This is a genomic window from Pedobacter sp. Leaf216 (assembly GCF_001421515.1).
GTDB lineage: Bacteria > Bacteroidota > Bacteroidia > Sphingobacteriales > Sphingobacteriaceae > Pedobacter.
The window spans coordinates 486,282-504,502 of sequence record NZ_LMKM01000007.1 but is presented as its reverse complement, the minus strand read 5'-3'; the positions used below and the strand labels follow the sequence as shown (position 1 = coordinate 504,502).

Below are 18,221 nucleotides of genomic sequence, written 5' to 3'. Positions count from 1 at the left end.
CTTTTTAGTGTAGCGAATATATCGCATTCTACAGGAACTTGCAATAAGAAATTTGCGTACCGACATGCGTATGGAGCGACGGTCGTTGCAGTAAAGTTCGCAGAACCATGCAACGTTATGTTTTATGTAATAAGCACGAGGCAATGGGAACACTAGTAAAACCTAATCATATGTCAACTTTAGGTTTTTCAATCACCTGCATTCTTCCATATTTATTTTTTAAGTGCTCAACCACAGATTTGTAGTCTGTATTAGGTTTGATAACAATATTGCCACGCTTATCTATAGCGCCCCAATTATCTCCTTCTTGTATTATTGCATAACCACCAATAAAATCTTCGCAATACTGGAACTTAACTGGAATAGCTAATTTTCCATTAGGGTATATGAAACCATATTTATTCCCTATTCTGGCTTTAGCAACACCTTCTTTGAAATCTCCAAAGACTTTATACTCGAAGCCAGTGAGTTGCTTGCCTTTTCTATTAAATAATGCTTGATGCCCACTTTTATCATCTTTCGTCAAGACTAGAAGCTTATTATTGGCCCATAGCAAATAACTATATTCACAAGGGATTATAGTCTTTCCATCATTATCAATCAGACCGTATAGCTTCTTGACTGAACGTAGATCGCCCATGGAGGTTTTACTAATTACGCTATCCAAATTCTTTGTTACTGCATACAATCCATTGGTTTTACTGATGTAGCTGTACGCTTTAGGAATGATTACTGAATTATCTTTATGGATTACACCCATTATATACTCACCGAAGTACTTTGATTTATCACCAAACAGGAAATCATCCGTCCCCAAACTGGCTAAATACTCATGTTGAATTGGAATAATTAACCTATTGGCTTTATCAATTGCTCCAAGCAGTCGACCATCGCTAACAATAGCATATTGGCCACTAAACTTTGTTATATATTTATATTGAGGAACTATCTTAGTTTCTCCAGCCTCATCACGAAATCCCCAGAGAGAGTCTTGGCGAAACGGCAGAAGCTCTTGAGCATTACAAATTGATCTTGAACTTAACACTATGTAAAGGATAAAGGCAAACATGAAATACTTTGGCATATGAGGGAGTTATAAGCTAAAGATATGGGTTTAAATAGTATTTAGAAATAAAATATAATATTGCTCACCGCCTGCGAACTGAGAATATGTGCTAAATCATCAGCTGTACACCAACATGATTCGTCCTTATTTTACACAAGCGTAACGCAGCATTTTCGATTACACAAGATACGCTGAATTTGAATCCTTCCCACTCGCTGGCGCACGTGTCCCGCGTGTGCGAAATTCTCCAACCTATTTTCTAATCCATTCCGTTTTGTTAGTTTTGGGCTTTTAAATAAAGAAACACAGATGAACCATTGGTTAGTAAAATCAGAGCCTTTTAAATACAGTTGGGAAAAATTTAATCAGGATGGCCGTACCTTTTGGGATGGCGTGCGTAACTATCAGGCCCGGAATAACCTCAAAGCCATGAAAGAGGGCGATTTAGTGCTTTTTTACCACAGTAACGAAGGCAAGAACGTTGTTGGAATTGCAAAGGTTGTAAAAGAATTTTATCAGGATCCTACCACCGATGATGCAAATTGGGTAGTGGTTGATTTATCACCTGTGGAGAGTCTGAAAAATCCGGTATCATTGGAGCAGATTAAAGCTGAGCCAAGTTTAACTGATATTTCTTTGGTGCGCCAGGGCCGTTTATCGGTAATGCCTTTAAAGGCAGCAGAATTTGATAAGATTTTAGAAATGGGGAGTTAGGTTCCAGTCAATAATCTAAAATCCAGGGTTGATTAACTAAGGTGCTTATCCTGGGGAGTCTCATAAAATAAATCTTTACATTTTGCAATACTTTGGTTGAGGTGAAGCCCTCTCAACCAGGTGCTGGTAATAATAGCGTAGTCGAAATGCGATTACTTATATTTCGAGTGATGAAATTATTTAGACTACGTCATTATCATCAGCATTTTGGATTAATTCAGTGAGTAAAAAATTTGTAATCCGGTAGAAACCTTACTATATTGATTCACCTTAAAACATCAATATGAAAACGCTCTATTTTACTTTCGTCTTTTTCCTGTTTGCCAATTTTGCAATGGCTCAAATTATAAAACCACATATTGCCATTCTTAAAACCCAAAACGGCAAGTATAAAGGGATTTTGTACAAAGTAGATTCGCTTGATGTTGTTTTAAACCACGATGGCGAATATATAAATGTCCCTATTAAAGAAATTAAAACAGTACAGATCAGAACCATTAAAAAAGGATATAAAGGCACAAGTTTTTTAAAGGTTGGCGATGAACCCGGAACGGAATACAAAACCGATTCGCGGGGCAAAATGATAGATCAATGGGGGCACGAACAGCCAGATTTAGCAGGATACGCTTCAAAAACCATTATTTCGGTAGTGTTTAACGCACTTGTAAATACCCTTGCACTTCCCATTCATGCCATTAATCCCAATATCGCCCGCTTTAATTTCAAACAGCATCCAGGTAATCAATTAAACGAGCTCAGCTACTATTCCATTTATTATCAGGCTAACCCAAATGTTTTGGCAGAGCTGCGCAGAATGAAAGATATTTCATCTACATTTAAACCATAGGTGATTTATTTTCATTAGCCGATCACCTCGCGTTTCCGGATCTAGAAGGATCATCTTTCGCGAAAAAAGACATTTGAGTGGAGATGACAGATGCAAAAAACCGACTTTAAACCACAGTGCAGAAAGCTTTTAATTCCAATAAGATATTTTAAAGATCTCTCCATTCCGCGTGGCTTCGTTCACCTACGATCTTATGATTGGGTTGCTCAATAAAAACAATTGAGTGCCCAAATCAATCAACAAATCAACCTTTTTTTGTGCTCAAGGTAATCCCTAAGGTCATTACAATGCTCGATCCGAGTACAACAAGGAACAAAAATGGTGTACCCACTTGCTGTATTTTTAAACTTGCCGGTAAATTGAAATAGAGTAAAATACTGATCAGCCCGCGGGGTGCAATGTATAAAATCGGGGTAAGGCTTTCCTTTTTAAATACCTTAAGAAAGAAAATCCTGATGGTGTATATAGAGGCCAGAATGAAAAAGCCGTTGGCCAGCACAATTTTATTGTTCAGGTCGTTAATATTCATGGTAAAACCAAAAATAACAAAGAAAAAGGTGCGTAAAATAAAGGCACTCTCTGCCGATAACTGATAAAGCTGCGATAAATCGGCAGTTAAGTTTTTATATAAAAATATACTTCTGAACCATACATTCCGGATGGTATCGGCATTGTTGAGAAAAAGCCCTGTACTGAGGATCAAAACCAGTGAAGAAAGGTGATACGATTGGCCGATGGCATACACAAGGATCAGTATGGCAATAATTAAAAAGAACTTAATATGGTGTACCAAACGCCCCATGATATACAACAGTACCACACAGGCAATGGCAGATAATAACAGAATTAGAAATGTACTCAGCCCAAGCCCAATAAATGCCGAGGTGGTAATGGAGTGGTTTGTAATTGCGAAATTGAAGATAATGATCCCTAGAATATCAGAAAACGAAGATTCATAAATCACAAATTCTTTGTCTTTATTACTTAAAGCTGCGGCAGAAGGTATGGCAATAGCAGAGCTGATTACACTAAAAGGAATGGCATTTGCAATACAGGTATAGAGGTTTTGATGGCTAATTTGATAAATTATAATTGTGATTACCGAAATGGTACCCAATAATATGGTTAAGGCAGATAGAAATGCACTTTTAATGATCTTATTTTTATGTTGATCGTATTTGAGTTCGAGCGAGCCTTCAAAAACGATTAAAATTAAGCCAACCGTACCCAGCGTTGGTAAAATGGAAAGGAAATTAAAGGTTTGTATTTTAAGGTAGTCTACTAAAAAACGTAAGCCAATGCCCAACAATAGCAGCAATAAAACTGATGGTATTTTAGTTTTACTCGCCACTAAATCAAACAGATAAGAGAAAATTACTAATCCGCTTAAAATAATAAGAATGGTATAAGTTGTCATATTTTTCAGCGTAGGTAAGCTGCTAAAATAAAACAATCAAACTAAGGGCAAAGAAATTTAATGTAAAAATTATGCTTTAAAGAAAAGTGCCTTAAGTTCGCTTGCATCATCAGGGCTCATTTTTCCACCTAAAACCAGGCGCAACTGCCTGCGGCGTAAAGCACCATCATACAAATCTACCTCTTCGGGTGTTTCGGGTATTAATTCTGGTACAGGGATGGTGCGCGCGCTCTGATCTAAAGCAACAAAGGTATAATATGCTTCGTTACTTTTTTGGCGTGCACCGCTAGGAATATTTTCTGCCCAAACATCCAAACGTACCTCTACTGAAGTATTAAATGCACGGGTTACCTTGGCTTCAATGGTTATTACATCGCCCAGTTTTATTGGATGTTTAAAAGAAACATTATCAACAGAGGCGGTAACCACAATCCGGTTGCAATGTTTTTGTGCCGAAATTGCTGCGGCAATATCCATCCAATGCAGTAAACGCCCACCCATCAGGTTATTTAATGTATTGGTATCATTCGGCAATACCAACTCGTTCATGATGGTAAAGCTTTCTTTGGCAAATTTCTTTTTAAGGCTCATTTAAGCGCAAAAGTAAATAAATTGTGTGTTAAAATGGCATTGCAAATGGATGCCAATGGGTTGAAAAGATATTTTTCTTACTGATCTGTTTAATTAGTGTAAAAACTTGTAGAAGATTCATCACGCAGTTTAAACAGCTAACCACCAAATTAACTCGTTTGGTGCCTGTATCGGCAGCATCAGGGGCGTAGCGCACGCAGAATTGTTGCCTGTTAATGCCGAAAACAATTCCACAATTATCATGTTATCCTTACAAAAAAATCGAATTAATGCAAAACCAGACCCTGATCCAATTTTTCCATTGGTACTATAACGAGGAACAAAATTTATGGACAAAAGTAGCTACTGAAGCCAATCATTTAAAAGAAATTGGCGTAACATCCGTTTGGTTGCCACCAGCCTACAAATCGAACAATGCAGCCTATGATGTAGGTTATGCCGTTTACGATTTGTTTGATTTGGGGGAGTTTGATCAAAAAGGTAGTGTTGTAACCAAACATGGTTCCAAAGAAGAATATCTTAAAGCGATAAATGCCCTGCATGATAATGGAATAGCAGCCCTGGCCGATGCCGTATTTAACCACAAAGCCGGTGGCGATGAGCTGGAAAAAGTTAAAGTGAAAACGGTAAATCCTGACAATAGAAATGAATTTACAAGTGATGTTTTTGAAATAGAAGCATGGACGAAATTTACTTTCCCCGGCAGGCAAGGCAAATATTCAGAATTTATCTGGGATCATATGTGTTTTAGCGGGGTAGATTGGGCCGAAGACAGAAAGGAAACAGCAATTTATTCTATTCAGAACTATTTAGGTGAAGGTTTTGAGAATGTTCCATCTACAGAGTTCGGCAATTACGATTATTTAATGTTTAATGATATCGATTACCGCAATAGGGCTGTAATTGAAGAATTGAAATATTGGGGCGAGTGGGTGGTTGAAACCACAAAAGTGGATGGCTTTAGGCTAGATGCCGTTAAACACATTAGCTCAGACTTTATTGTAGAATGGATTGACCATTTAAACCATAAGTTTAACCGCGAGTTTTTTATTGTTGCCGAAGATTGGAATGTAGTCGATATTCAAGGTCAGCTGGCCTATATTGAAGCAACTGGCGGTCGTACACAGATATTTGATTCCCTATTGCACCACAAATTCTTTATGGCCAGCAAAGATGAATCTTTTGATATGCGCACCATTTTTGAAGGCACCCTGGTTCAAACCAAGCCAGATCTTGCGGTAACTTTCGTCGATAACCACGATTCACAACCTTTACAGGCCTTAGAATCTTATGTAGAATTTTGGTTCAGGCCATTGGCTTATGCCATCATTTTATTGCGTATGCAAGGGATTCCTTGTTTATTCTTCCCTGATTTATATGGTGGAATTTATGATGATAAAAACAATGAAGGTGAAGATGTGCATATTGAATTGGCGGCAATTCCGGCTGTAGAAACAATGAGTAAAATTCGTGCCGAACTGGCCTACGGTGAACAACGCGATTATTTTGATCATGGCATTTGCGTAGGCTGGACACGCGCTGGCGACGAAGAGCATGAAAACAGTGGTGTAGCGGTATTGTTAAGCACCGGAGAAGAAGGCTTTAAGGCAATGGAGGTTGGAAAACACTTTGCCGGAAAAACATTTATTGATGCCCTAGGCTATAGAGAAGGGCAAGTAACCATTGATGAGAACGGCTGGGCTGAGTTTCATTGTAATGCCGGTAGCGTATCAGTTTGGATTTTGAAAGTAGGGTAGTTGTCGGCCGTCATTTCGACTGAAGTGCAACGGAATGGAGAAATCTTTGAACTTGGTAATTAGTTTGTACGCTATGGTCCGTGTCCTCACGGACCATTTCTATGAAATCGTAGCAAGTGGTCTGTGAGGACACAGACCACGGACGCTATTAATAGGTTAATATTTTTAACCACAGATGAACACTGATTAACACGGATTTCTGCATCAAATACCATGGTCCGTGTCCTCACGGACCATTTCTATGAAATTATAACAAGTGGTATGTAAGCACACAGACCACGGACGATATGAAATTGGCAATCGCATAAACACGGGTTTCATTGAAGCACTGTTAATTGTCGGCCGTCATTTCGACTGGAGTGCAACGGAATGGAGAAATCTTTGAACTTGGTAATTAGTGAGAACGCCATGGCCTCTATCTATACCCCATGCGTCATTCCCGTGCATACGGGAATCTTAATGCGAACGCCATTTTATATGTCCTTACTTATCTTTACTCTGAAATCGTAACAAGTGGTATGTAAGCACACAGACCACGGATGATACGAAATTGGCAATCGCATAAACGCGGGTTTCATTGAAGCACTGTTAGTTGTCGGCCGTCATTTCGACTGAAGTGCAACGGAATGGAGAAATCTTTGAACTTGGTAATTAGTGAGAACGCCATGGTCTCTATCTATACCCATGCGTCATTCCCGTGCATACGTGAATCTTAATGCGAACGCAACTGTATATACTCACTAACCATTTCTATGAAATTCTAACAAGTTGTCTGTAAGCACACAGATTACCGATGATATGAATAATTAGGCTTACAAAACTTATCTCTATAAAAAATTATCTTCTGCTCTATAAGCAGAAATAACAGCCAGCTCACCTTCTTTGCCACCTTTAGAATTACCGTGTTCCATACCCATAACTCCTTTATAACCTTTTTGGTGGAGGTGTTTAAACAGGTTTTTATAGTTGATTTCTCCGGTAGTAGGTTCCTTCCTGCCCGGGTTATCACCAATTTGGATGTAGGCAATTTCATCCCAGCAGCGATCGATAGTTTTAATTAAATCACCTTCCGTACGCTGCATATGGTAAATATCATACAGAATTTTACACGACGGGCTTTTAACTGCCTTACAAACGGCATAAGTTTCGTTTGTTTTTTGGAGAAATAGTTCCGGAGTATCGCTTAAGGTTTCTAAAACCATAATCAATCCATGAGGCTCAAAAATTTCAGCACCTGCACGCATGGCATCAATTACATTGGCAAACTGATTGCCATATGGCAAATTGCGTTCGTAAAAGCCCGGTACAACAGTAAGCCATTTTGCGTTGCAACGTTTAGCGGCTTCAACAGATTTTTTACAGGTTTCGATAAACTTATCTTTAAATTCCTTTTTACCGGTTGTTAAAGAAGTTTTCCAGTTATCGCCACCATCAACCACAAAAACACCCATGCGCATGCCCAGTTTTGCCAATAAGTTTCCTATTTTTTCCTGCTCTTCAACCGGGCGGTTTAAAAAGCCGTTATCTTCGATAGATCGGAAACCCTTATCGTACATAAATTGGATCTGATCTAAAAAACTTTTGCCCGCATGGTTTTCGAACATGCCTTGATGGGGCGCATAATCAAGGTTAAAAGTTTTATCGCTTAATAATGCCTGCTGTTTTTCGGTGGCGAATGTATTGGTAATTCCGGCTCCGGTGGTAATTGCTCCTGCCGTAAGCAAGCTGTTTCTTATAAATTCACTTCTTTTCATCGGTTTGGTTCTAAACTGATTGGTATTAGTGTGTAATTAGTTCTTTAAATCCTGCGGATAACGTATCGGCAACTGTGCCATCTTTTTGGTGGTATACAAAATAAGCTTCCAGGTTTTTTCTTTTTGCTACAAAAGCCATTGCATCTTTGAGGTGCATCGCCATTAAGGCATTATCATAGCCATCGGCAGTGATGGCATCGTTGGCATAAACGGTAACGCTGATCATCTCATTATCGAGCGGATATCCCGTTTTAGGATCAATCAGGTGTGAAATCTTTTTCTTTCCACTTTGATGAAACTTACGGTAGTTGCCAGATGTAGTAATGGCTCCCGAATTTATAGCAGCAATATGCCTGATTACCGGAGTTCCATCTTTATCCGGACCTTCAATGCCAATTTTCATGGCTTCTCCATTTGGTTTAGGTCCGGAAATTCTGATTTCTCCACCAAGTTCGGCCACATACTTTTTAATTCCCTTTTTTTCGAGATAAGCAGCAATTAAATCTACACTATAACCTTGTGCAATTCCGTTTAAATCGATTTGCACGCATGGCTTTAATTTACTCAGTATCCCGTTTTTAAGTTTAAGGTTTTTCATGCCTACGCATGCCAGTATCGATTGGATAGTCGAAGGATCTGGTTCCGCTTTTGCATCTTTCGGTCCGAAACCCCAGGCCTGTACCAAAGGCGCAACGGTAATATCGAAAATCCCTTTGGTATCCTGGTTAATTTCGAAACTCCTTTTAAGCACATCGTTTATCAAATGATCGGTTTTGATCGCTTGCTCTGCCGAATTAAACTGATTTATCAATGATCCCTTTTTATAAAGCGACATTGATAAATCAATTTCATTTAATAAACTATCTACTCCTTGTTTGGTAGCCAGGCTATCAGTGGCATAGTACATTATAGCATAATCTGTTCCCTGTGCATAACCGCTAATTTTATATTGCCTTAATTCCTTTTTAAAAGGAAAAGCGAAAATAACCGGTAAAAAGAAAAGCAGAGATCTATAGCGCATTAATTTATGGTTAGATCACTTTTCCTTGTCCTGGCATAGCAATCGGGTATAAACCATTCTGATCAGGCATTAATTTAGGGTTGGCATCCCACGCAAAACGTTCAGGCATTAAACTGATATTTGAGGCTAAAGCTTCATCCCATTTAATGGTTTGACCAGAATAAGTAGCATAACGGCCAATGATTGAAGAGAAGGTGCTTGTTGCTGCATAATCTACATTGCTAAATTTATATTCCCCTTTTGAAACAGCATCGAAAAGTTCATCGTGTTCTGTTTGATAAGGATTGGCGTTCCCTTTGGTATTGTGGTTATACAATTCTTTTCCACTGTAATCTTTCATAATGGCCTGATTGCTTCCTGAAAGATAAATTTTACCTTTTGTACCCTGGAAAGATTCATCAACACGATTGCTGATGCCCTCAAAATGCCTGCACTGGCTGTTAATCACCGCGCCATCTGCATAAGTAAGTTCAATAGAGTGGTTATCGTAAATCTCACCATAATCCTTACCTGTTCTCCAGGCACGGCTTCCTGTACCTTGTACAGATACCGGGTGTCCGTTCTTTATCCAGTTGGCAATATCAATATTGTGAACGTGCTGCTCTACAATATGATCGCCACAAAGCCAGTTAAAATAATACCAGTTTCTCATTTGGTATTCCATCTCTGTTTGGTTTGGCTTACGCGGGCGAACCCATACGCCACCGCTGTTCCAATATACCTGGCCCGACATAATATCGCCAATTGCACCATCGTTGATCCGTTTCATCGATTCGCGGTAATTGGTTTGATAGCGGCGTTGTAAACCAACCACAACATTTAATTTTTTCTTCTTAGCTTCTTCAGCCGCCGCAAGTACCCTTCTTATTCCAGGTGCATCAACAGCAACAGGTTTTTCCATAAAAATCTGTTTGTTCTGCTTTACCGCTTCTTCAAAATGAATAGGACGGAAACCCGGCGGAGTGGTTAACAGCACCACATCGGCCAAAGGAATTGCTTTTAAATAAGCATCAAAACCTACAAACTGGCGTTCTTTTGGAACATCTATTTTAGCTGCAAATTTCGAACTTAAAGATTGATAGCTGCTATCTAACCGATCTTGAAAAGCATCGGCCATGGCTACCAGTTTAATATTAAATTTAGTGCTTAAAGCCTGGAAAGCCGCCCCTGTACCACGATCGCCACAGCCAATTAAGGCAATTTTAATGGTGTCTGAGCCCGAAGCATATGCCCCCGCTAATGGTATACTGCTTATCATTGCCCCGCCTGCAAGCATGGCAGTTGTCTTTAAAAAATCGCGGCGATCTTGTTGGTTTATTGGTTTTTTCATGTGTAAAGGTTTTTATTTTGGTTAGGTTTTATTTTTTAAAAATCTTTTATAGGTTGTTTATTGTAATAAGCATCTATATCTGCCTTTGATGGCGTTTTAACAGGGCGTACCAATCGCATACCCACAAATGGCGCCTCAGGAAACCACCAATTGCTTTTGGGAATCTGAGGATCCAGTTGTTTCCATGATGGATCGGAAGCTAACCTGGCCGTAGAAGTTAAATTGCCTGGGGTTTCATCATACGAGCCACCCCGCACAACATTTGGGTAAAGTTTTTCTGGTACGGCAACGGGGTTTTCAACTGTTTTATCTTTGCTCTGTCCGTAGAAATCGCCAATGTACTGGTCGTAGGTCCATTCGCTAACATTCCCGTACATATCAAACAAACCCCATTGATTTGGTTTTTTCAAACCTACCTGGTGCGTTTTATTGTCGCTGTTATCTTTGTACCAGGCATAATCGCCCAGTTTAGTGGCATCATCACCAAAAGAATAACCGGTTTCAGTTCCGGCTTTGCAGGCATATTCCCATTCTGCTTCGGTTGGCAAACGGTAAAAAATGCCTGTTCGTACATAAAGCCATTTGCAAAACTGGATGGCATTATATTGGGTCATGGCTACTGCAGGCTGGTGTTCTTTGCCCATGCCAAAAGTCATGTCGAGATAAGGTTTTGTAGGTCTGGTTACGGCATCAACTTCGGGAGGAACGGCACCTTCGCTGGCTTTTTTTTCATAATCGCGGTATAAGAAAGGCTCGAAAATATCCCAGGTTACCTCATGTTTACCGATCCAGAAAGCATCGAGTTTAACCTCATGCACAGGCTGCTCGTCGGCTTTTCCGGTTTTGCTTCCCATTTTAAATTTTCCGGCAGGGATGGCCTGCATATCGAATTTTAGTTTTGTTCCGTTGATGGATTGGGTATAGGAACTGTTAGGGCCTTGCGCAAAAAGCTGTACGCATGGATTGATTATTAATGCAGCGGCAATTAATTTTTTGAACATAGTTTTCGGTTAGAAACACTAATCAAATGTGTTTATCTGGTTACTTACTGAAATACTAATGTAAATAACCACATTTTAAACAAAGAAAATTAATGTAACAATAAAGGTAAGTAATACAATATTAAAAGTCAAGTTGACAATTAAAACTCACTTTATTTCGAGGGTTAAGATGACAGGATATGTTTGTCGTTATTTCCAACTTGTAGTTAAGCGTATTACAGGTGGATGTTTTTGCCGCATAAGAATTATCAGGTTATTTCGATAGAATAGTTAAGGATTTACCTGTAAGAACAGCTTTAGGCAATGCTATTTACCTTCTATCTGTAACCTTATTACTTAGGTTGGTATAGCCAATTAATGTATCCCAGCGGGCACCAGGGCGGCGATAATAAACAAAAATCTGGTAGCTGTTTTCGGTTTGAAAGAAAGCACCTTCAAAAGCCCTGGTTTCAATTACATTGGTATCCTTATTAAACCAGGCAAACTCATAATCGTATAAGCCTTGTTTAAGCATAATGTTGCCATAAAACTGTTTTCTATTGGTATCATACAGCAATTTATTTTCATTGCTCATGGTGTAATTGTTAAAGCGGCCAACCACGTAAGCATCACCATTTGCGCTGGGGGCAGGGGCATTCAGTGTAAATAAAACCCCCATGTATTCTGATTCTGTTCTGTCGTCACGGCCATCTGTATTTCGGATAAAAAAGTTGCCGTTTTCATCGTATTGATTGGCAAAAGCACCAACAGTACGGGGAGCATCCTGAAATAGCATTACATTTACCGATTCATTATCGCGATAAATATCTTTAACATTATCCGCTTTGTACCGCAAACTCCTGGTATCGAATTTTCTAAATTCATTGTCGCCCCAAAAATCATTGGTATTAAGGTCGTTATAAACCAGTTGATTTGGCCTTACAAATGAAGGCTTGGTGTTAATTTGGATTGTATTCGCGTTAAAATTCTGCATCACCACGGCTTTTACATCCTGATAAGGGTTTGTAATTGGAAAAGTGTGGTTAATTGTGAAGTTGATCTTTTGTTTGTAGTTCCGGTTCTCCACCTGTAATGAGTTGGTTACCTCTGCCGCTACAGCCACCTGACTATCCAGAACATAAAAACGCTGCGAAATAACAGGTTTATTTTTGTCGCCATCTAAATATACTTTTAACACATAATTGCCACCAATTTTAGGCTGAATTTGAGTGTTGGGCAGGCTGATTTCGTAATGGGTATATTTACGTGTGGTATTAGATGAATAACGGTAATTGATGATGCGGTCGTCGTTAAAACTTCCTAAATAATCGATGCTCGAAATCTGAGAAGGTTGCCATTCTGCTGTGCAATGCTCAATGGTGTACCAATAGTTTTTAGTACCTGCTAACAGATCATCGAATGAGAAATTAATTGTTTCTGAAGAGTTGAGCATAATTACGGGCAAACTTTGCTCTTTATTGCTATTGTAGCAAAGTACAGTTTTAATATTCGGTAGATAAATTTTGTTCTCGTTGGTAAACTTGTTATTGTTTTGTGCAAAAGCCAAACTAGAGATGAAACATAAAACCGTAATTAGTATTTTCTGCATGGTTAAAAGTAGAGTTTTATTGGGAAGTGGCCAAACACAAGGTTGAAATTAGCTACGGATTATACGGAATACTCTTTTATATCATGACACGGAGACACGGAGGATTATTGAGGTTCAATTGATTTATTAAGAGTTGTCAACTTGAATAGCAAGGTGGAGAGAAAGTTGACAACTCTTCGGTTTTAAATCATTTTAACACGGTGTTTTTTGCGCCTTGCGGCAACCCTAAACATGCTGTCATGCTGAGGTACGAAGAATCACAATAAACATTACTCTCCGTGTTTCTGTGCTTTTGTGGCAAAAAAAAAACAAAAAAGCCGTCCTGATGTGAATCAGAACGGCTTTATAGCTATTGATGGTTAAAACTAACCCTCCAGCTCCATAATTTCAGCAGCTAAAGTTTCCCATTTAGTCTGGCTGTTATCTAAATCCTGTTTGACCGCCAAATAACGTTTGTTGGCTTCAGCTAATTTATCGGCTTTACCATAAACATTTTCATCTGCCAGTTCAGCTTCAATATTTTTAACGTTTTGCTCTAAATCAGCAATCAGTTTTTCTATTTTTTGCAGTTCATCGTTCAGCTTTTTTAATTGATTAGCAGTATTCGGCGAAACTGGTTTTGGTGCTTCCTTTTGTTTTTCAGGCATTTTAACCGGAATCGGCTTCGCTACCGGAATCACCCTTTTACTGTTCCATTCTTCATATTCGGCATAAGTGCCGGGGTATTGTTTAATCTTTTCGCCTTCGATAAACCAGATTTTGTTAGCCACATTATCTAAGAAATACCTATCATGGGATACTGCGATAAAAGTACCTTCAAACTGCTCTAAGGCCTGGATCAGGATGTTTACCGATTGAATATCCAAGTGGTTGGTAGGCTCATCCAGAATAAGGAAATTCGAATCAGTTGTTAATGATTTAGCCAATGCCACGCGTGATTTTTCACCTCCTGAAAGTACTTTAATCTTTTTGAAAACATCATCGCCCGTAAATAGGAAACAACCTAAAATACTACGCAACTCAGTATCGCTGTGTTTTGGTGCAAAGGCTTGCAGTTCTTCTAAAATAGAATTATCAAGGTGCAGTGATTCTAACTGGTGCTGAGCAAAAAAAGTAGTGGTTACATTATGACCGGTTTCACAAAAACCTTCAAATTTTTCTGTTCCGGCAATCATTCTCAATAAAGTAGATTTACCTTTACCGTTGGCACCAATCAGGGCAATTTTATCCCCTTTTTCAATCACACCTTCGGCATCGTCCAAAATATGCACATTTGGATAGCTTTTGTTGGCGTGTTCTATGCGTACCACATGCCTGCCCGATGGTTTAGTAAATTTGAAAGCAAAATTTACTGTTGGGTTATCATCATCCACATCATCAATACGCTCCATTTTATCTAAAGCTTTCATGCGCGATTGTGCCATCTTGGCTTTACTTGCTTTGGCTTTAAAACGCTCAATTAAACGCTCTTCCTGTTTAATTTTGGCCTGTTGATTTTTAAACTCGCCTTTTTGAATCTCACCACGTAAAGCCTTTTCTTCTACATAGAAACTGTAATTGCCGGCATATACCGTTAATTTCCCTTTACGTGATTCGACCGTGCGGTTTACAATTTTATCGAGGAAATACCTATCGTGAGAAACAATTACAATTGCTCCTTCGAAGCCCATTAAATAGTTTTCCAACCATTTAATAGAGGGTAAATCCATGTGGTTGGTAGGCTCATCCAGTAACAGGATATCGGGAGTTTGCAACAGTATTTTGGCAAGCATTACACGCATACGCCAACCTCCTGAAAAGGTATTTAGCGGGCGGAGTTGATCTGCAGTACTAAAGCCCAAACCAGCTAAAATTTCGTTTGCCCTATATTCGATATTGTATCCGTCTAAAGCTTCAAATTCTTGCTGTTTATCGCTAAGTTTAAATAAAACCTCCTCGCTGTAATCCGTTTCGATTTTCTTTAGAAGTTCTTCAATCTCATCATGCAACTGGTTTTGGCGTTCAAAGGCCTCCATGGCTACATGTAAAATACTATGGTGCGAATCGTAAGAAAGTAAATCCTGGTTTAGGTAACCAATTTTCAAATCTTTCGACATGGAAACTGTACCCGAACTAGGTGCATATTCGCCTACAATTATTTTTAGCAGTGTTGATTTTCCTGTTCCGTTGGCGCCAATTAAACCAGCCCTGTCGCCAGGTTTAATGTGCCAGTTTGCGTCATCGTACAAGGCCCTCGAGCCAATCAGGAATGTTAAATTATTTATTGAAATCATTTCGGCTGCAAAAGTACAAAATTTAAAGGCTTTTTTCAGTTTGAAAGTCAAATAGGAGTAACCAGCAATTTTAAGTTGTATTTGGTTTTTCAGAAAACCCACAAAAAAACAGTTTTAGCGAAACAAAAACTTTTTTCATTCTGTTTATTAGGAAGTGCCGTTTAATTGATGCTCGATATTCCGCTTTTTCTGCGCTTTATAACTTCAAAAATTTATTGTAGAACGGTTAGGTCATTTGTCAGGATAGGGTTAAATGATGTTAATTTTTTAAAACGGGTAAAAATTATCATAACTTTGTTCTGTAATAAAAATAATTACAGTATGAACAGCAGTCACTTTTCTATCTCGCTTCACATTCTTACTCTTCTTGATCAGGTAAAAGGACAGCTATTGAACTCTGAATATATTGCGGGTAGTATCAATTGTAATCCTGTTTTAGTGAGAAAAGAATTAGCCAATTTGCATAAACATGGTTTTGTGCAAAGTAAAGAAGGGAAGGGTGGAGGTTCTACTTTAGCTAAAAATCCTGAAGACATTAACCTGGGCGATGTTTATAAAGCAGTAAAGCAGAAAAGTTTATTGGGCGAAAGTAAAAATGAACCAAATCCTGATTGTCCGGTAGGTAAACAGATTACCAAGCATTTAAATAATTTATATGCTGAGGCAGAAAATGCTTTGGTTAAGAATTTGGCAACAAAATCATTAAAAGAGTTTAGTGCCGGGTTTAAATAAAAAAATTTAACTAAAACTGTAATAAATAATATTACAATTTAACATTTAATACTAATTTAAAATTAAAAGAGCATGAAAGTAGCACTAATTGGAGCCTCAGGATTTGTAGGCAAAGCCATTTTAAATGAGCTGGTAAACCGTGGTAATGAAGTAATCGCCATTGCACGCGATACCACTAAAATTGAAAACACCGATGATAAAGTACAAAAGGTAACAGTTGATGTTTTGGATACCGAGCAATTAACGGAAGCATTAAAAGGGGCTGATGCCGTGGTAAGTGCTTTTAATGCAGGCTGGACCAATCCAAATTTATATAATGATACCGTAGAAGGCGCAAAAGCTATACAGGCTGCTGTAAAAGCATCGGGCGTTAAACGTTATATTTTTATTGGTGGTGCAGGTACTTTGCAGATTGACGGCCACCAGATTGTAGACGGACCAGACTTTCCGGCAGACTATAAACCAGGAGCAACCGCTGTAAGAGATTATTTTAATATCCTGAAAGAAGAAAAAGAATTGGATTGGTTGTTTTTTAGTCCGGCTATTGAAATGCACCAGGGAATTACCACAGGTAGAACTGGTAAATACCGTTTGGGTAAAACAAGTCCGGTTTTTAATGAGGAAGGTCGTTCTATTTTATCAGTAGAAGATTTAGCCATTGTTATTGCTGATGAATTGGAGAATAATGCACATCACCAGGAGCAGTTTACCGCAGCTTATTAGTCATTGGTAAATAGGCCATTGCCTAGAGTTGATGGTTTATAGTCTAATAGTTATTGGCCAGGTTGCTTATCTGGCATGGTTATGAAACTATTGAGCATCAACTCTGATCCAATGTTGTACTCAGGATTGGATTTGGCCGTATAGACTAATGAAAGAATGAGCCAATTAACCTTTTTTCCATTTTTTATATTAAGTTCTTATCTTCGTGGCATGTATCGCTTAATTAAACCACTATTCTTCAAATTTGACCCTGAGAACGTACATTATTTTGTAGTTAAGCGGTTAAAATGGTTTAATGATAAATTTCCATTGGGTAAAACCATAATCCGTAGCAGTTTCGATGTTCATATTAAAGGTTTGGAACGCGAAGTTTTTGGGATTAAATTCAGAAACCCTGTTGGTTTGGCTGCTGGATTTGATAAAAATGGCGAATATGTAGAATCGCTTAGTAATTTAGGTTTCGGATTTATAGAGGTAGGTACAGTTACACCAATGCCTCAGCCCGGAAACGATAAACCACGGATGTTCCGCTTACCTAATGATGAAGCGTTAATTAACCGGATGGGTTTTAATAATAAAGGGGTAGATGTAATGGCTGAGCGTTTACGCTTGCTAAAAGATAAACATCCTGATATTGTTGTTGGCGGAAACATTGGCAAAAACAAAGCAACACCAAATGAAGATGCGGTAAGCGACTATATAAAATGTTTTGATCGTTTGTTCGATGTGGTAGATTATTTTGTAGTGAATGTAAGTTCACCTAATACACCTGGTTTACGCGAACTCCAGGAAAAAGAACCCTTAAAAAAGATTTTAAATACCTTACAGCAGCGCAACCGTAAAAATGATATCTCACGTCCGATTTTATTAAAAATTGCACCTGATTTAACCAACGCCCAATTGGATGATATTATCGAAATTGTTGCCGAAACCAAAATTGCAGGCATTATTGCTACCAATACAACTATAAGCCGAGAAAACCTGGCCACTGAAAAGGATTTAACAGCCGAAACAGGTGGCTTAAGTGGTAAACCGGTTAAAGAAAGGTCTACAGAGGTTATCCGTTATCTTGCAGAAAAATCAAATAAAGCATTTCCGATTATTGGTGTTGGTGGAATTCATTCGGCAGAAGATGCAAAAGAAAAATTAGCGGCTGGTGCTTGTCTTGTTCAGTTGTATACAGGCTTCATTTACGAGGGGCCAGGGTTGATCAAAAATATTTGTAAGGCACTGGTTTAGTTTAATTGGTAAAAGCTATTTTTCTTATTAGCTGAGATCTAAATTGGTTTATTTTAGTTAACCATAAAAAGTTCTAATAATTCTTTTAGTGATATGATTACGCTTTGATAATAATCTATTTATGGTTTTCATTTTGTTTTCTTAAATACATTGTATTACGGTGCCTTA

At 38.5% G+C, this 18,221-nt stretch carries 15 protein-coding genes; 6 read left to right on the top strand and 9 right to left on the bottom strand.

The window, feature by feature from the left end:
• Positions 1-166 precede the first annotated feature (166 nt).
• Positions 167-1,084 (bottom strand): WG repeat-containing protein, encoded by a 918-nt coding sequence (locus tag ASE74_RS07165; protein ID WP_200912275.1) that lies wholly within the window; start codon positions 1,082-1,084, stop codon positions 167-169.
• A gap of 291 nt (positions 1,085-1,375) precedes the next feature.
• Here ASE74_RS07165 and ASE74_RS07160 point away from each other — a divergent pair, with 291 nt between their 5' ends.
• Positions 1,376-1,780, top strand: coding sequence for an EVE domain-containing protein (locus tag ASE74_RS07160; RefSeq protein ID WP_055906275.1), 405 nt, complete (start codon positions 1,376-1,378; stop codon positions 1,778-1,780).
• Between the two features lie 283 nt (positions 1,781-2,063).
• Positions 2,064-2,627 carry a hypothetical protein gene (locus ASE74_RS07155; protein ID WP_055906272.1) on the top strand — a complete coding sequence of 188 codons (564 nt, stop codon included), beginning with the start codon at positions 2,064-2,066 and terminating at the stop codon, positions 2,625-2,627.
• Between the two features lie 244 nt (positions 2,628-2,871).
• Here ASE74_RS07155 and ASE74_RS07150 read toward each other — a convergent pair whose 3' ends face one another.
• Entirely contained in the window at positions 2,872-4,044 is a 1,173-nt protein-coding gene (locus ASE74_RS07150) for a cation:proton antiporter (protein WP_055906269.1), read from the bottom strand.
• A gap of 69 nt (positions 4,045-4,113) precedes the next feature.
• Entirely contained in the window at positions 4,114-4,635 is a 522-nt protein-coding gene (locus ASE74_RS07145; RefSeq protein ID WP_055906266.1) for an acyl-CoA thioesterase, read from the bottom strand.
• Between the two features lie 269 nt (positions 4,636-4,904).
• On the opposite strand from ASE74_RS07145, the gene ASE74_RS07140 reads away from it, so the two are divergent.
• Positions 4,905-6,392, top strand: a complete 1,488-nt coding sequence (locus tag ASE74_RS07140; protein WP_055906645.1) for an alpha-amylase — start codon at positions 4,905-4,907, stop codon at positions 6,390-6,392.
• An 827-nt stretch (positions 6,393-7,219) separates the two neighbouring features.
• Here ASE74_RS07140 and ASE74_RS07135 read toward each other — a convergent pair.
• The 6 genes from ASE74_RS07135 to ASE74_RS07110 all read right to left on the bottom strand — a co-directional run bounded on the left by ASE74_RS07135 (position 7,220) and on the right by ASE74_RS07110 (position 15,359).
• On the bottom strand, positions 7,220-8,146 hold the full coding sequence (locus ASE74_RS07135; RefSeq protein WP_055906263.1) for a hydroxypyruvate isomerase family protein: 927 nt from the start codon (positions 8,144-8,146) through the stop codon (positions 7,220-7,222).
• A 25-nt stretch (positions 8,147-8,171) separates the two neighbouring features.
• Positions 8,172-9,167: an FAD:protein FMN transferase gene (locus ASE74_RS07130; RefSeq protein ID WP_055906260.1), complete on the bottom strand. Its 996-nt coding sequence runs from the start codon at positions 9,165-9,167 to the stop codon at positions 8,172-8,174.
• Between the two features lie 10 nt (positions 9,168-9,177).
• Complete coding sequence (locus ASE74_RS07125; protein ID WP_055906258.1) at positions 9,178-10,497, bottom strand: Gfo/Idh/MocA family protein; 1,320 nt, start codon at positions 10,495-10,497, stop codon at positions 9,178-9,180.
• A 35-nt stretch (positions 10,498-10,532) separates the two neighbouring features.
• Positions 10,533-11,498, bottom strand: a complete 966-nt coding sequence (locus ASE74_RS07120) for an SUMF1/EgtB/PvdO family nonheme iron enzyme (protein WP_055906255.1) — start codon at positions 11,496-11,498, stop codon at positions 10,533-10,535.
• A gap of 310 nt (positions 11,499-11,808) precedes the next feature.
• Positions 11,809-13,086, bottom strand: coding sequence for a DUF5103 domain-containing protein (locus ASE74_RS07115; protein WP_055906253.1), 1,278 nt, complete (start codon positions 13,084-13,086; stop codon positions 11,809-11,811).
• 365 nt (positions 13,087-13,451) lie between these two features.
• Positions 13,452-15,359 carry an ABC-F family ATP-binding cassette domain-containing protein gene (locus ASE74_RS07110; RefSeq protein WP_055906641.1) on the bottom strand — a complete coding sequence of 636 codons (1,908 nt, stop codon included), beginning with the start codon at positions 15,357-15,359 and terminating at the stop codon, positions 13,452-13,454.
• Between the two features lie 321 nt (positions 15,360-15,680).
• Between ASE74_RS07110 and ASE74_RS07105 the strand changes: the two genes are divergently transcribed.
• The 3 genes from ASE74_RS07105 to ASE74_RS07095 all read left to right on the top strand — a co-directional run bounded on the left by ASE74_RS07105 (position 15,681) and on the right by ASE74_RS07095 (position 18,053).
• Entirely contained in the window at positions 15,681-16,091 is a 411-nt protein-coding gene (locus ASE74_RS07105) for an Rrf2 family transcriptional regulator (RefSeq protein WP_055906638.1), read from the top strand.
• Between the two features lie 72 nt (positions 16,092-16,163).
• Entirely contained in the window at positions 16,164-16,814 is a 651-nt protein-coding gene (locus ASE74_RS07100; protein WP_055906250.1) for an NAD(P)-dependent oxidoreductase, read from the top strand.
• Positions 16,815-17,024: 210 nt separating this feature from the next.
• Complete coding sequence (locus ASE74_RS07095) at positions 17,025-18,053, top strand: quinone-dependent dihydroorotate dehydrogenase (RefSeq protein ID WP_055906635.1); 1,029 nt, start codon at positions 17,025-17,027, stop codon at positions 18,051-18,053.
• Positions 18,054-18,221: the final 168 nt, after the last annotated feature.

Bases quoted from the DNA above. Each gene is read 5' to 3' on its own strand.
- ASE74_RS07165 (WP_200912275.1), bottom strand. From the start codon at position 1,084: ATGCCAAAGTATTTCATGTTTGCCTTTATCCTTTACATAGTGTTAAGT.
- ASE74_RS07160 (WP_055906275.1), top strand. From the start codon at position 1,376: ATGAACCATTGGTTAGTAAAATCAGAGCCTTTTAAATACAGTTGGGAA.
- ASE74_RS07155 (WP_055906272.1), top strand. From the start codon at position 2,064: ATGAAAACGCTCTATTTTACTTTCGTCTTTTTCCTGTTTGCCAATTTT.
- ASE74_RS07150 (WP_055906269.1), bottom strand. From the start codon at position 4,044: ATGACAACTTATACCATTCTTATTATTTTAAGCGGATTAGTAATTTTC.
- ASE74_RS07145 (WP_055906266.1), bottom strand. From the start codon at position 4,635: ATGAGCCTTAAAAAGAAATTTGCCAAAGAAAGCTTTACCATCATGAAC.
- ASE74_RS07140 (WP_055906645.1), top strand. From the start codon at position 4,905: ATGCAAAACCAGACCCTGATCCAATTTTTCCATTGGTACTATAACGAG.
- ASE74_RS07135 (WP_055906263.1), bottom strand. From the start codon at position 8,146: ATGAAAAGAAGTGAATTTATAAGAAACAGCTTGCTTACGGCAGGAGCA.
- ASE74_RS07130 (WP_055906260.1), bottom strand. From the start codon at position 9,167: ATGCGCTATAGATCTCTGCTTTTCTTTTTACCGGTTATTTTCGCTTTT.
- ASE74_RS07125 (WP_055906258.1), bottom strand. From the start codon at position 10,497: ATGAAAAAACCAATAAACCAACAAGATCGCCGCGATTTTTTAAAGACA.
- ASE74_RS07120 (WP_055906255.1), bottom strand. From the start codon at position 11,498: ATGTTCAAAAAATTAATTGCCGCTGCATTAATAATCAATCCATGCGTA.
- ASE74_RS07115 (WP_055906253.1), bottom strand. From the start codon at position 13,086: ATGCAGAAAATACTAATTACGGTTTTATGTTTCATCTCTAGTTTGGCT.
- ASE74_RS07110 (WP_055906641.1), bottom strand. From the start codon at position 15,359: ATGATTTCAATAAATAATTTAACATTCCTGATTGGCTCGAGGGCCTTG.
- ASE74_RS07105 (WP_055906638.1), top strand. From the start codon at position 15,681: ATGAACAGCAGTCACTTTTCTATCTCGCTTCACATTCTTACTCTTCTT.
- ASE74_RS07100 (WP_055906250.1), top strand. From the start codon at position 16,164: ATGAAAGTAGCACTAATTGGAGCCTCAGGATTTGTAGGCAAAGCCATT.
- ASE74_RS07095 (WP_055906635.1), top strand. From the start codon at position 17,025: ATGTATCGCTTAATTAAACCACTATTCTTCAAATTTGACCCTGAGAAC.